The 15419-nt window shown below is 50.6% G+C and carries 3 protein-coding genes and 2 pseudogenes; all 5 read left to right on the plus strand.

From position 1 onward, the window contains the following. Window positions 1-8: 8 nt before the first annotated feature. A pseudogene (gene srfAB, locus ABZM97_RS02050) lies at window positions 9-3101 on the plus strand (surfactin non-ribosomal peptide synthetase SrfAB); the annotation flags it as partial. 43 nt (window positions 3102-3144) lie between these two features. Then, window positions 3145-3285, plus strand: coding sequence for a competence protein ComS (gene comS, locus ABZM97_RS02055; protein ID WP_250621922.1), 141 nt, complete (start codon window positions 3145-3147; stop codon window positions 3283-3285). Beyond that, window positions 3231-10760, plus strand: a pseudogene (gene srfAB / locus ABZM97_RS02060) (surfactin non-ribosomal peptide synthetase SrfAB); the annotation flags it as partial. The gene comS and the pseudogene srfAB (ABZM97_RS02060), both read left to right, overlap by 55 nt. A gap of 36 nt (window positions 10761-10796) precedes the next feature. Continuing rightward, a complete protein-coding gene (srfAC, locus tag ABZM97_RS02065) occupies window positions 10797-14627 on the plus strand; it encodes a surfactin non-ribosomal peptide synthetase SrfAC (RefSeq protein WP_367387156.1) in 3831 nt (1276 codons plus the stop codon). A gap of 27 nt (window positions 14628-14654) precedes the next feature. Then, window positions 14655-15383, plus strand: a complete 729-nt coding sequence (gene srfAD / locus ABZM97_RS02070) for a surfactin biosynthesis thioesterase SrfAD (RefSeq protein WP_087993067.1) — start codon at window positions 14655-14657, stop codon at window positions 15381-15383. Window positions 15384-15419: the final 36 nt, after the last annotated feature.

Genomic DNA, 15419 nt, shown 5'->3' on the forward strand with positions numbered 1-15419 from the left:
GGTGGCATATGAGCAAAAAGTCGATTCAAAAGGTGTACGCACTGACACCAATGCAGGAGGGAATGCTGTATCATGCGATGCTTGATCCGCATTCTTCCTCGTACTTCACACAATTAGAGCTTGGGATTCACGGTGCTTTTGATCTTGAAATCTTTGAGAAAAGCGTCAATGAACTGATTCGGTCTTATGATATTCTCCGTACGGTATTTGTGCATCAGCAGCTGCAAAAACCGCGTCAGGTTGTGTTAGCTGAACGCAAAACAAAGGTGCACTATGAAGATATTAGTCATGCGGACGCAGACCGCCAGAAAGAGCACATTGAGCGTTATAAACAAGATGTGCAGCGCCAAGGTTTTAACCTGGCAAAAGACATGTTGTTCAAGGTGGCGGTTTTCCGTCTTGACGCAGATCAGCTGTATCTTGTCTGGAGCAATCATCATATTATGATGGACGGCTGGAGCATGGGCGTGCTCATGAAAAGCCTGTTCCAAAACTACGAGGCGCTCAGAGGAGGCCGGACACCGGCAAACAGTCAGGGCAAACCTTATTCCGACTACATCAAGTGGCTCGGAAAACAAGACAATGAAGAAGCAGAGAGCTACTGGAGCGAACGCTTGGCGGGTTTTGAACAGCCGAGCGTGCTTCCGGGCCGCCTGCCTGAGAAAAAAGACGAGTATGTCAATAAAGAATACTCATTTACATGGGACGAAACACTGGTTGCCCGCATTCAGCAAACCGCAAACCGTCACCAAGTGACAGGGCCCAACCTGTTTCAGGCTGTTTGGGGCATTGTTCTCAGCAAATACAACTTTGCGAATGACGTTGTCTTCGGCACGGTCGTATCGGGACGGCCGTCTGAAATCAACGGGATTGAAACGATGGCGGGGCTGTTTATCAACACGATTCCGGTGCGGGTAAAAGTTGATCGTGATGCAGCTTTTGCAGATATTTTCTCAGCTGTCCAGCAGCATGCGGTAGAGGCGGAGCGCTACGATTACGTGCCGCTCTATGAGATTCAAAAACGCTCAGCCCTTGATGGCAATCTCTTGAACCATTTGGTCGCGTTTGAAAATTATCCGCTTGATCAAGAGCTTGAAAATGGCAGCATGGAAGACCGCCTCGGATTTTCTATCAAGGTAGAAAGCGCATTTGAGCAAACAAGCTTCGACTTCAACCTGATTGTGTATCCGGGCAAAACGTGGACCGTCAAAATCAAATATAACGGAGCCGCCCTTGATTCCGATTTTATCGAACGGACAGCAGAGCACCTCACCCGCATGATGGAAGCGGCAGTCGATCAGCCGGACGCTGTTGTGCGTGAGTACGGGCTTGTGGGAGACGAAGAGCAGCGGCAGATTGTCGAGGTGTTTAACCAAACGAAAGCCGAACTTCCTGAGGGAAAGGCCGTTCATCAAGTGTTTGAAGAGCAAGCGCAACGGACACCGGCAAGCACTGCTGTCGTATATGAAGGAGCCGAGCTTACGTACCGTGAGCTGAATGCAGCGTCTAACCGTCTGGCGAGAAAGCTTGTCGAACAAGGTCTTCACAAAGGGGAAACAGCCGCGATTATGAACGACCGCTCGGCAGAAACCGTTGTCGGTATGCTGGCTGTGTTAAAAGCAGGCGCCGCCTATGTGCCGCTTGATCCGGAGTTTCCTGAGGACCGTCTACGTTTCATGGCGGAGGACAGCACGATTCGCATGGTATTGGCCGGAAAGTCTTATACAGAGCAGGCGCAGCAGCTGCAAGTGCCGGTTCTTACACTGGACAGCGGTTTTGAAGAGAGCGAAGCGGCTGACAATCTCAATCTGCCATCCTCTCCGTCTGATTTGGCATACATCATGTATACATCTGGTTCGACGGGCAAACCGAAGGGCGTCATGATTGAACATAAAAGCATCTTGCGCCTCGTCAAAAATGCCGGTTACGTTCCTGTTCACGAGGAGGACCGCGTGGCGCAAACGGGAGCTGTCAGCTTTGATGCCGGCACCTTTGAGGTATTCGGCGCACTGCTGAATGGCGCAGCGCTTTATCCCGTTAAAAAAGAGACGCTGCTTGATGCGAAACCATTTGCGGCCTTCCTGCGCGAACAGAAAATCACGACCATGTGGCTGACATCACCTTTATTCAACCAGCTTGCCGCAAAGGACGCCGGCATGTTCGGCACATTACGCCATTTAATCATCGGTGGAGACGCGCTCGTGCCGCATATCGTCAGCAAAGTGAAACAGGCATCGCCGTCGCTTTCGTTGTGGAACGGATATGGCCCGACAGAAAACACGACATTTTCAACAAGTTTTCTGATCGACCGTGAGTACAGCGGCTCTATTCCAATTGGGAAGCCTATCGGAAATTCAACTGCCTACATCATGGATGAACAGCAGCGTCTGCAGCCAATTGGCGCGCCGGGTGAGCTGTGCGTCGGAGGAATTGGTGTAGCGCGAGGATATGTCAATCTCCCTGAACTGACGGAGAAGCAATTTCTCGAAGATCAGTTCAGACCGGGTGAAAGGATTTATCGCACTGGCGACTTGGCGAGATGGCTGCCGGACGGGAATATCGAGTTTTTAGGCAGAATCGACAATCAAGTGAAGGTGCGCGGCTTCCGAATTGAGCTTGGCGAAATTGAAGCAAAACTGAACATGGCGGATCATGTGACAGAGGCTGCGGTGATCATCCGCAAGAACAAAGCGGATGAAAATGAAATTTGCGCGTACTTTACGGCGGACCGCGAAGTATCTGTGAGCGAGCTGAGAAAAACGCTGTCTCAGGCTTTGCCTGATTATATGGTTCCCGCCCATTTGATTCAGATGGACAGCCTGCCGCTCACGCCGAACGGAAAAATCAACAAAAAAGAACTGCCTGCGCCTCAATCAGAAGCTGTACAGCGGGAATACGCAGCACCAGAGACAGAGAGTGAAAAGAAATTAGCGGAGATTTGGGAAGGGATTCTCGGCGTCAAAGCAGGCGTTACCGATAACTTTTTTATGATCGGCGGCCATTCGTTGAAAGCGATGATGATGACGGCGAAAATCCAAGAGCAATTTCATAAGGAAGTGCCGATAAAAGTGCTTTTTGAAAAGCCGACCATTCAAGAACTGGCGCTGTATTTGGAAGAGAACGAAGGCAAGGAGGAGCAGACGTTTGAACCGATCAGGCAAGCACCTTATCAGCAGCATTATCCTGTATCCCCAGCCCAGCGGAGAATGTATATCCTCAATCAGCTTGGACAAGCAAACACAAGCTACAATGTCCCCGCTGTACTTTTGCTGGAGGGAGAAGTAGAGAAAGACCGGCTTGAAAACGCGATTCAGCAATTAATCAACCGGCACGAAATTCTCCGTACATCGTTTGACATGATCGACGGAGAGGTTGTACAAACCATTCATAAAAACATATCGTTCCAGCTGGAGGCTGCCAAGGGACGGGAAGAAGACGCGGAAGAGATGATCAAAGCGTTCATTCAGCCGTTTGAATTAAACCGCGCGCCGCTCGTCCGTTCGAAGCTTGTCCAGCTGGAAGAAGAACGCCACCTGCTGCTCATTGATATGCACCATATCATTACTGACGGCAGTTCAACAGGCATTCTGATCGGTGATCTCGCCAAAATGTATCAAGGCGCTGATCTTGAGCAGCCGCGGGTTCACTATAAAGACTACGCTGTCTGGCATAAAGAACAGGCTGATCATCAAAAGGATGAAGCATACTGGCTCGATACCTTTAAAGGCGAGCTGCCGATTCTTGATCTTCCGGCGGATTTCGAGCGGCCTGCTGAACGGAGCTTTGAAGGAGAGCGCGTGATGTTCGGGCTTGATAAACAGATGACGGCTCAAATTAAGACACTCTTGGCCGAAACGGATACGACAATGTACATGTTTTTGCTGGCGGCGTTCAATGTGCTTCTTTCTAAGTACGCGTCACAGGACGATATCATTGTCGGCTCGCCGACTGCGGGAAGAACACATCCTGATCTGCAAGGTGTGCCGGGCATGTTTGTCAACACGGTAGCATTAAGAACGGCGCCTGCGGGGGATAAAACCTTTGCACAATTCCTTGAAGAGGTCAAAACAGCCAGCCTTCAAGCTTTCGAGCACCAGAGCTATCCGCTTGAGGAGCTGATTGAAAAGCTTCCGCTTACAAGGGATACCAGCCGAAGTCCGCTGTTCAGCGTGATGTTCAACATGCAGAATATGGAGATTCCTTCATTGAGGTTAGGAGATTTGAAGATTTCATCGTATTCCATGCTTCATCACGTCGCGAAATTTGATCTCTCCTTGGAAGCAGTCGAGCGTGAAGAGGATATCGGCCTAAGCTTTGACTATGCGACTGCCCTGTTTAAGGACGAGACGATCCGCCGCTGGAGCAGCCACTTTGTCAATATCATCAAATCGGCCGCGGCTAATCCGAACGTCCGGCTGTCTGATGCAGACTTACTTTCACCAGCAGAAACGGCTGCTTTGCTTGAAGAAAGGCATATGACTCAAAAGACTGAAGCAACCTTTGCAGCTCTTTTCGAAAAACAGGCCCAACAAACACCTGATCATCCTGCGGTAAGGTCTGGGGGAAATCTGCTGACCTATCGCGAGCTTGATGAACAGGCGAACCAGCTGGCGCATCATCTTCACGCGCAAGGGGCAGGGCGTGAAGACATCGTCGCGATAGTCTTGGATCGGTCAGCTAAGGTTATGGTATCGATTCTTGGTGTCATGAAAGCGGGGGCGGCTTTCCTGCCGATTGATCCTGATACGCCTGAAGAACGAATCCGTTATTCACTAGAGGACAGCGGAGCGAGAATTACGGTCGTGAACGAAAGAAACATGACGGCCATTGGGCAATATGAAGGAACAATCGTCAACCTTGATGACGCGAAATGGAGAAATGCGAGTAAGGAGCGCCTCCCTTCAATCTCCGGATCTCGTAATCTTGCATACGTCATTTATACGTCCGGTACGACCGGGAAGCCGAAGGGCGTGCAGATCGAGCATCGCAATCTGACAAACTATGTTTCTTGGTTTAGTGAAGAGGCGGTTCTAACGGAAAGCGATAAGACTGTATTGCTTTCGTCTTACGCATTCGATCTGGGCTATACGAGCGTGTTCCCTGTGCTTCTGGCAGGGGGCGAGCTCCACATCGTGCCGAAGGAAACCTATACGGCGCCGGATGAAATGGGGTGTTATATCAAGGAGCACGGGATCACTTATATCAAACTGACACCGTCTCTGTTCCATACGATGGTGAATACGGCTAGCTTTACAAAAGAGTCAAACCATGAACCCTTACGCTTGATTGTCTTGGGAGGAGAAAAAATCATTCCGGCTGATGTTCTCGCCTTCCGCAAGGTGTACGGACATACCGAATTTATCAATCACTACGGCCCAACTGAAGCAACGATCGGCGCCATCGCCGGACGGGTTGATCTATCTGAACCGGACGCGTTCGCGAAACGCCCGACAATCGGACAGCCGATTGCGAATGCCGGTGCGCTTGTCTTAAATGAAGCATTAAAGCTTGTGCCTCCGGGAGCGAGCGGCCAGCTCTATATCACGGGACAGGGGCTTGCGAGAGGGTATCTCAACAGGCCTCAGCTGACGGCGGAGAGGTTTGTTAAAAATCCATATTCACCGGGCAGCCTCATGTACAAAACCGGAGATATCGTGCGGAGACTTTCTGACGGTACACTTGAATTTATCGGCCGGGCTGATGATCAGGTGAAAATCCGCGGCTATCGCATTGAGCCAAAGGAAATTGAAACGGTCATGCTCAGCCTCAGCGACATTCAAGAAGCGGTTGTGCTGGCGGTTTCCGAGGGCGGGCTTCAAGAGCTTTGCGCGTATTATACGGCGGAGCAAGCCATTGAAAAAGCAGAGCTCCGGAACCAGCTTTCACAAACACTGCCGTCTCATATGATTCCTGCTTTTTTTGTGCAGATGGACGCCATTCCGCTGACCGCAAACGGGAAAACCGACAGAAACGCATTGCCAAAGCCGAATGCGGCACAATCCGTACGCAAGGCCTCAGCCGCACCGGAAACAGCGCTTGAAGAGAGCCTATGCCGCATTTGGGAGAAAACGCTTAGCATAGAAGCGATCGGCATCGATGACGATTTCTTCGATTTAGGCGGCCATTCATTAAAAGGGATGATGCTCATCGCCAATATTCAGGCCGAATTGAGGAAAACCGTACCGCTTAAAGCCTTGTTCGAGCAGCCGACTGTCCGCCAGCTGGCGGCTTATATGGAGGCGTCGGCGGTTTCAGGCGCCCATCACTTTCTCAAACCGGCTGACAAACAGGAGATGTACCCACTGTCATCCGCACAGAAACGGATGTATGTACTGAATCAGCTTGACCGGCAGACGATTAGCTACAACATGCCATCTGTTCTTCTGATGGAAGGCGAGCTTGATATTTCTCGTCTGCGCGACTCGCTCAATCAGCTTGTGAACCGCCACGAGTCATTGCGTACGTCATTTGTAGAAGCAAATGGTGAGCCTGTTCAGCGCATTATGGAGGAGGCGGCGATTGATCTTCACGTGTTTGAAGCGGAAGAAGATGAAGCGGAACAAAAAATCAAGGAATTTATCCAGCCATTCGACTTAAACGATGCACCGCTCATTCGCGCGGCATTGCTTCGAATTGAAGCGAAAAAACATTTGCTGCTGTTGGATATGCATCATATTATCGCAGACGGCGTATCAAGAGGCATTTTTGTAAAAGAATTGGCACTGCTTTACAAAGGAGATCAGCTTCCGGAGCCGGCGCTTCATTATAAGGATTTCGCCGTTTGGCAAAATGAAGCGGAGCAGAAGGAGCGGATGAAGGAGCATGAAGCGTACTGGCTCTCGGTTCTTTCAAGCGAGCTGCCTGAGCTTGATCTTCCGCTCGATTACGCCCGTCCGCCTGTGCAAAGCTTTAAAGGGGACACGGTCCGTTTCCGTACGGGGAGTGAGACGGCAAAGGCGGTAGAAAAACTGCTCTCGGAAACTGGGACGACCTTGCACATGGTGCTTCACGCTGTTTTCCACGTCTTTTTAAGCAAAATTTCCGGACAGCGTGATATCGTCATCGGCTCCGTTACTGCCGGCCGGACGAATGCTGATGTCCAAGACATGCCGGGAATGTTCGTTAATACGCTTGCCTTAAGAATGGAAGCGGAAGAACAGCAAACATTTACAGAGCTCCTCGAGCAAGCGAAGCAGACGAACCTGTCAGCGCTGGAGCATCAGGAATATCCGTTTGAGGATTTGGTCAATCAGCTTGATCTCCCTCGGGATATGAGCCGAAATCCATTGTTTAACGTAATGGTGACGACAGAAAATCCTGATAAAGAACAGCTCGCATTGCAGAATCTAAGCATTTCACCTTACGAGTCCCATCAAGGAACTTCTAAGTTTGATCTGACATTAGGCGGATTTACTGATGAAAACGGCATCGGCCTGCAGCTCGAATATGCGACTGATCTGTTCTCAAAAGAAACGGCTGAGAAATGGAGCGAATATGTTCTGCGTTTACTGAAGGCTGTTGCGGAAGATCCGAACCAGCCGCTTTCCAGCCTGTCACTCGTCACCGAAACAGAAAAACAAACGCTTCTTGAGGCCTGGAAGGGCAACACGCTGCCTGTGCCGACAGACAAAACCGTTCATCAGCTATTCGAAGAAACGGCTCAGCGCCACAAAGACCGCCCGGCTGTCACATACAACGGCCAGTCGTGGACGTACGGCGAGCTGAATGCCAAGGCGAATCGTCTTGCCCGGATTTTGATCGACTGCGGTATCAGCGCGGATGAGCGCGTCGGCGTTCTCACGAAGCCGTCGCTGGAAATGGCCGCCGCGGTGCTCGGCGTCTTAAAGGCGGGGGCGGCGTTTGTGCCGATTGATCCTGACTATCCGGATCAGCGGATTGACTACATTTTACAAGACAGCGGCGCGAAGATTCTCTTGAAACAGGAAGGCATTTCAGTACCGGATAGCTTCTTGGGAGAGGTCATTCTTCTTGACGGCGACCGCACGATTCTGAGCCTGCCGCTTGATGAAAACGACGAGGAAGATCCGCTCACAGCTACAAAAGCGGAGAACCTCGCGTACATGATTTACACGTCTGGAACGACCGGACAGCCGAAGGGTGTCATGGTCGAGCACCATGCGCTTGTGAACCTGTGCTTTTGGCATCATGACGCGTTCAGCATGACAGAGGAGGACCGCAGTGCGAAGTACGCGGGCTTTGGATTCGACGCCTCCATTTGGGAGATGTTCCCGACGTGGACAATCGGCGCCGAACTTCACGTCATTGATGAAGCGATCCGCCTCGATATCGTCCGCCTGAACGACTATTTCGAAACGAACGGCGTGACGATCACGTTCCTGCCGACGCAGCTGGCGGAACAGTTCATGGAGCTTGAGAACACTTCGCTTCGCGTATTGCTGACAGGCGGAGACAAGCTGAAACGCGCGGTCAAACAGCCGTACACGCTCGTCAACAACTACGGGCCGACAGAAAATACAGTCGTCGCCACAAGCACAGAGATCAATCCGGAGGAAGGCTCACTTTCCATCGGGCGGGCGATCGCCAATACGAGAGTATACATTCTCGGCGAGGGCAATCAAGTGCAGCCGGAAGGCGTGGCCGGAGAGCTTTGCGTAGCGGGACGCGGGCTGGCACGTGGTTACCTGAACAAGGAAGACGAAACCGCGAAGCGGTTTGTCGCCGATCCGTTTGTACAGGGTGACCGCATGTACCGCACCGGCGATTTGGTGAAATGGGTGAACGGCGGCATCGCATACATCGGCCGGATCGACCAGCAGGTCAAGGTCCGCGGCTACCGGATCGAGCTCTCAGAAATCGAAGTCCAGCTCGCCCAGCTTTCTGAGGTGCAGGATGCGGCGGTGACAGCTGTCAAAGATAAAGGCGGCAATACAGCGATCGCGGCGTACGTGACACCGGAAACAGCTGACATAGAAGCACTGAAATCAGCACTGAAAGAAACCTTGCCGGATTACATGATCCCGGCGTTCTGGGTGACATTAAATGAACTTCCGGTTACGGCAAACGGCAAAGTAGACCGCAAATCCCTGCCTGAGCCGGACATCGAAGCGGGAAGCGGAGAATACAAAGCGCCAACAACCGACATGGAAGAGCTGCTTGCCGGCATTTGGCAGGATGTGCTCGGCATTTCGGAGATCGGTGTCAGTGACAATTTCTTCTCACTCGGCGGAGATTCCATCAAAGGAATACAAATGGCGAGCCGCTTGAATCAGCACGGCTGGAAGCTGGAAATGAAAGATCTCTTCCAGCATCCGACAATCGAGGAGCTCACCCAATACGTGGAGCGTGCCGAAGGCAAACAGGCGGACCAAGGGCCTGTGGAAGGCGAAGCCATTCTGACGCCGATTCAGCGCTGGTTCTTTGAAAAGAACTTCACAAACAAGCACCACTGGAACCAATCGGTGATGCTTTACGCCGCGAAGGGCTTTGACCCTGAACGGGTGGAGAAAACGCTGCAGGCGCTGATCGAACATCATGACGCGCTCCGCATGGTCTATCGTGAGGAAAACGGGGACATCATTCAAGCATATAAACCGATCAGTGAAAGCAAGGTCAGCTTCGAGATCGTTGATTTGTACGGCACTGATGAAGAGATGCTGAAAAGCCAGATCAAGATTCTCGCGGACAGGCTGCAAAGCAGTCTCGATCTGCAAAACGGACCGCTTCTGAAAGCCGAGCAATACCGTACGGAAGCTGGCGATCACCTGCTCATCGCTGTACACCATCTCGTGGTCGACGGCGTATCATGGCGGATTTTACTTGAAGATTTTGCTTCAGGCTACGTGCAGGCTGAGAAAGAAGAGAACATTGTCTTCCCGCAAAAAACAAATTCCTTCAAGGACTGGGCGGAAGAACTGGCGGCATTCAGCCAATCAGCAGATCTTTTACAACAGGCTGATTACTGGGCGCAAATGGACGCTGAACAAGTTTCTCCTGTGCCGAAGGACTACGAAACAGAGCGGCGGATTGTCAAACATACCTCATCCGTCCTCTGTGAATTAACGGAAGAAGACACCAAACATCTCTTAACAGATGTTCATCAGCCATATGGAACCGAAATCAATGATATTCTTCTCAGCGCGCTCGGTTTAACGATGAAAGAATGGACAGAAGATGCCAAAATCGGCATAAACCTGGAGGGACACGGACGGGAGGACATCATCCCGAATGTGAATATCTCCAGGACGGTCGGCTGGTTTACCGCACAATATCCTGTTGTGCTCGACATATCTGAAGCAGACGCCTCAGCCGTGATCAAATCAGTCAAAGAAAACCTGCGCCGCATTCCGGACAAAGGTGTTGGCTACGGCATTCTCCGTTGTGTCACAGAAACAGCGGAAACCAAGGGCTTTACGTCAGAGATCAGCTTTAACTATTTAGGCCAATTCGACAGTGATGTAAAAACCGACTTTTTTGAGCCGTCCGTTTTCGATATGGGGCGTCAGGTAAGCGAAGAATCAGAAGCGCTGTACGCTTTAAGCTTCAGCGGCATGATCAGAAACGGCCGGTTTGTGCTTTCCTGCTCCTACAATGAGAAGGAGTTTGAAAGAGCTACAGTCGAGGAGCAAATGGAACGGTTTAAAGAAAACCTCCTGATGCTGATCCGCCATTGCACGGAAAAAGAGGACAAGGAGTTCACGCCAAGCGACTTCAGCGCCGATGATCTTGAAATGGACGAAATGGGCGATATCTTTGACATGCTTGAGGAGAATTTAAAATAAGACGCAAGGGAATTACAGGAGGCGGGAGCGAAGCATATGAGTCAATTTAGCAAGGATCAGGTTCAAGATATGTATTACCTATCGCCGATGCAGGAAGGGATGCTGTTTCATACCATCCTGAATCCCGGCCAGAGCTTTTACCTTGAACAAATTACGATGAAAGTGAAAGGCAGCTTGAATATCAAATGCCTTGAAGAAAGCATGAATGTGATCATGGGCCGGTACGATGTATTTCGTACCGTGTTCATTCACGAAAAAGTAAAAAGACCTGTCCAAGTCGTATTGAAAAAACGCCAGTTTCATATAGAAGAAATCGACCTGACGCACTTAACGGACAGCGAGCAAACAGCAAAAATCAATGAATACAAAGAACAGGATAAGATCAAGGGCTTTGATTTGACCCGGGATATCCCCATGCGGGCAGCCATTTTCAAAAAAGCTGAAGAAAGCTTTGAATGGGTGTGGACCTACCACCACATCATTTTGGACGGCTGGTGCTTCGGCATCGTCGTGCAGGACCTATTTAAGGTATACAATGCCCTGCGCGAACAAAAGCCGTACAATCTGCCGCCTGTCAAACCGTATAAGGACTATGTCAAGTGGCTCGAAAAACAGGATAAACAAGCGTCACTCCGTTATTGGCGCGAGTACTTAGAGGACTTTGAAGGGCAGACGACGTTTGCGGAGCAAAGAAAGAAACAAGGGGGCGAATACGAGCCGAAAGAACTGCTCTTCTCGCTGCCGGAGGCGGAAACAAAGGCCTTTGCCGAGCTTGCGAAATCGCAGCATACCACTTTAAGTACGGCGTTGCAGGCAGTTTGGAGCGTGTTGATCAGCCGCTATCAGCAGTCTGGCGATTTGACCTTCGGCACAGTCGTTTCCGGGCGCCCCGCGGAAATCAAAGGCGTTGAACATATGGTCGGGCTGTTTATCAACGTTGTCCCGAGCCGTGTGAAATTGTCTGAGGATCTCACATTTAACGGTTTGCTCAAGCAGCTGCAGGAGCAATCGCTTCAGTCCGAGCCGCATCAATATGTGCCGCTTTATGACATCCAAACTCAGGCCGATCAGCCAAAACTGATTGACCACATCATTGTCTTTGAAAATTATCCGCTTCAGGATGCGAAAAATGAAGAAAACAGTGAAAACGGCTTTGAGATGGAGGATGTACATGTTTTTGAGAAGTCGAATTATGATCTCAATCTGATGGCTTCTCCGGGGGATGAGATGCTGATAAAGCTTGCCTATAATGAGAATGTGTTTGATGAGGCGTTTATCCTGCGCTTGAAATCTCAGCTTCTCACCGCGATTCAGCAGCTGATTGAGAAGCCGGATCAGCCAGTCAGCACGATCAGCCTTGTTGACGAAAAGGAGAGAGCGTTTTTACTAACCGGCTTAAACCCGCCGGCTCAAACTCATGAGGCAAAGCCTCTGACGGAGTGGTTCAAGGAAGCGGTGAACGTCAATCCGGATGCACCGGCGCTTACGTATTCCGGCCAGACGCTGTCCTATCGCGAATTAGATGAGGAAGCGAACCGCCTTGCACGCCGTTTGCAAAAGCAAGGCGCGGGCAAAGGCTCCGTTGTAGCGTTGTATACGAAGCGTTCGCTTGAACTGGTGATCGGCATTCTCGGCGTATTAAAAGCGGGAGCAGCTTATCTGCCGGTTGATCCGAAGCTGCCGGAGGACCGAATTTCGTATATGCTGACTGACAGCGCGGCAGCCTGCCTGCTGACACATCAGGAGATGAAAGAAAAAGCGGCTCAGCTGCCGTATACAGGAACAACGCTCTTCATCGACGATCAAACTCGGTTTGAGGAACAGGCAAGCGACCCTGCAATCGCGATTGAACCCGATGACCCGGCATATATCATGTACACGTCCGGCACAACCGGAAAGCCGAAGGGCAATATCACCACTCATGCCAATATTCAAGGATTGGTCAAGCATGTAGACTACATGGCATTTTCTGAAAAAGATACGTTCTTATCTGTTTCGAATTACGCCTTTGACGCATTTACCTTTGATTTCTACGCTTCAATACTGAATGCGGCACGGCTGATGATCGCAGATGAACAAACGCTGCTTGATACAGAACGTCTAACCAATCTGATCCATCAAGAGAATGTCAATGTCATGTTTGCGACAACCGCACTATTTAACCTACTCACCGATGCGGGAGAGGATTGGATGAAGGGGCTTCGCTGCGTATTATTCGGCGGGGAGCGGGCGTCAGTGCCTCACGTCAGAAAAGCGCTGCGGATCATGGGGCCGGGCAAGCTGATTAACTGCTACGGGCCTACTGAGGGCACGGTATTTGCGACAGCTCACGTTGTACATGATATACCGGATTCCATTTCCTCATTGCCGATCGGAAAGCCGATCAGCAATGCCAGTGTTTATATTCTCAATGAGCAAAATCAGCTCCAGCCATTCGGAGCGGTTGGTGAACTGTGCATCAGCGGAATGGGCGTATCAAAAGGGTATCTAAACCGTCATGACCTGACGAAGCAAAAGTTTATCACGAACCCGTTTAAGCCGGGAGAAACACTTTACCGCACAGGGGACTTAGCACGCTGGCTGCCGGATGGAACGATTGAATACGCCGGCCGTATTGACGACCAGATCAAAATACGCGGACACCGGATTGAACTTGAAGAAATCGAAAAACACCTGCAGGAATACCCGGGTGTGAAAGATGCGGTCGTTGTGGCGGACCGCCATGAGTCTGGCGATGCGTCAATCAACGCTTACCTCGTGAACCGAACGCAGCTTTCAGTTAGGGACGTAAAGGCGAATCTGAAAAAACAGCTTCCTGCTTACATGGTGCCGCAAACCTTTACGTTCTTGGACGAGCTTCCTTTAACAACAAATGGAAAGGTCAATAAACGGCTGCTGCCAAAACCGGATCAGGATCAGCTGGCGGAAGAATGGATCGGGCCCCGAGACGAGACGGAAGAAACGATCGCGCAAATCTGGTCTGAAGTTCTCAGCAGACAGCAGATCGGCATTCATGACGATTTCTTTGCGCTCGGCGGGCACTCCTTAAAGGCAATGACCGCCGCTTCCCGCATTAAGAAAGAGCTCGGGATTGATCTACCGGTGAAGCTTTTGTTTGATGCACCGACGATCGCCGGCATCTCAGCATATTTGAAAAACGGGGGCTCAGATGGATTGCAGGATGTAACGGTCATGAATCCCGATCAGGAAGATCAGATCATTTTCGCATTCCCGCCGGTATTGGGCTATGGCCTCATGTACCAAAACCTGGCCAGCCGCCTGCCGTCATATAAACTGTGCGCCTTTGATTTCATTGAGGAGGAAAACCGGCTTGACCGCTATGCGGATTTGATCCAGAAGCTTCAGCCGGAAGGGCCTTTAACATTGTTTGGATATTCAGCGGGATGCAGCCTGGCGTTTGAAGCTGCCAAAAGGCTTGAGGAACAAGGCCGTATAGTTCAGCGGATCATCATGGTGGATTCCTATAAAAAACAAGGTGTCAGCGATCTGGACGGGCGCACGGTTGAAAGTGATGTCGAAGTCCTGATGAATGTCAACCGGGACAATGAAGCGCTCAACAGCGAAGCCGTCAAACAAGGCCTCAAGCAAAAAACACACGCTTTTTACTCGTACTACGTGAACCTGATCAGCACAGGACAGGTGAAAGCGGATATTGATCTGCTGACTTCCGGCGTTGATTTTGACATGCCGGAATGGCTTGCATCGTGGGAAGAGGCCACAACAGGTGCTTACCGTGTGAAAAGAGGTTTTGGAACACACGCTGAAATGCTGCAGGGGGAAACGCTAGACAGGAATGCCGGAATTTTGCTCGAATTTCTTAATACACAAACCATAACGGTTTCTTAAATGAAGTGTGAAAGGAGGAGACGGCCAATGAGCCAGCTCTTCAAATCATTTGATGCGTCGGAAAAAACGCAGCTCATCTGTTTTCCGTTTGCCGGCGGCTACTCGGCATCATTTCGCCCTCTCCATGCTTTTTTGCAAGGGGAGTGTGAGATGCTCGCTGCCGAGCCGCCGGGACACGGCACGAATCAAACGTCAGCCGTTGAGGATCTTGAAAAGCTGACCGATTTGTACAAGCAAGAATTAAACCTTCGTCCTGATCGGCCGTTTGTGCTGTTCGGACACAGTATGGGCGGAATGATCACCTTCAGGCTGGCGCAAAAGCTGGAGCGTGAAGGCATCTTTCCTCAGGCGGTGATCATTTCTGCGATACAGCCGCCGCATATTCAGCGGAAGAAAGTGTCGCATCTGCCTGATGATCAATTTCTCGATCATATTATCAAATTAGGCGGGATGCCCGCGGAGCTCGTTGAAAACAAGGAAGTCATGTCCTTTTTTCTGCCTTCCTTCAGATCAGATTACCGGGCTCTTGAGCAATTTGAGCTTCACGATGTCGCCCCAATCCAATCACCTGTTCATGTCTTTAACGGGCTTGATGATGAAAAATGCATTAGGGATGCGGAAGGCTGGAAGAAGTGGGCGAAAGACATCACATTCCATGAATTTGGCGGCGGGCACATGTTTCTGCTGTCACATACGGAAGAAGTGGCAGAACGGATTTTTGCGATCTTGAATCAGCATCCGATCATTCAATCATGATCAAAAGCGGACAGCGCTGGCTGTTCCGCTTTTTTT

This window comes from Bacillus vallismortis, assembly GCF_040784915.1.
Lineage (GTDB): Bacteria > Bacillota > Bacilli > Bacillales > Bacillaceae > Bacillus > Bacillus subtilis_G.

What these genes read in the sequence shown, in the direction of transcription:
- srfAC (WP_367387156.1), top strand. Translation starts at nt 10,797, where the DNA reads ATGAGTCAATTTAGCAAGGATCAGGTTCAAGATATGTATTACCTATCG.
- srfAD (WP_087993067.1), top strand. Translation starts at nt 14,655, where the DNA reads ATGAGCCAGCTCTTCAAATCATTTGATGCGTCGGAAAAAACGCAGCTC.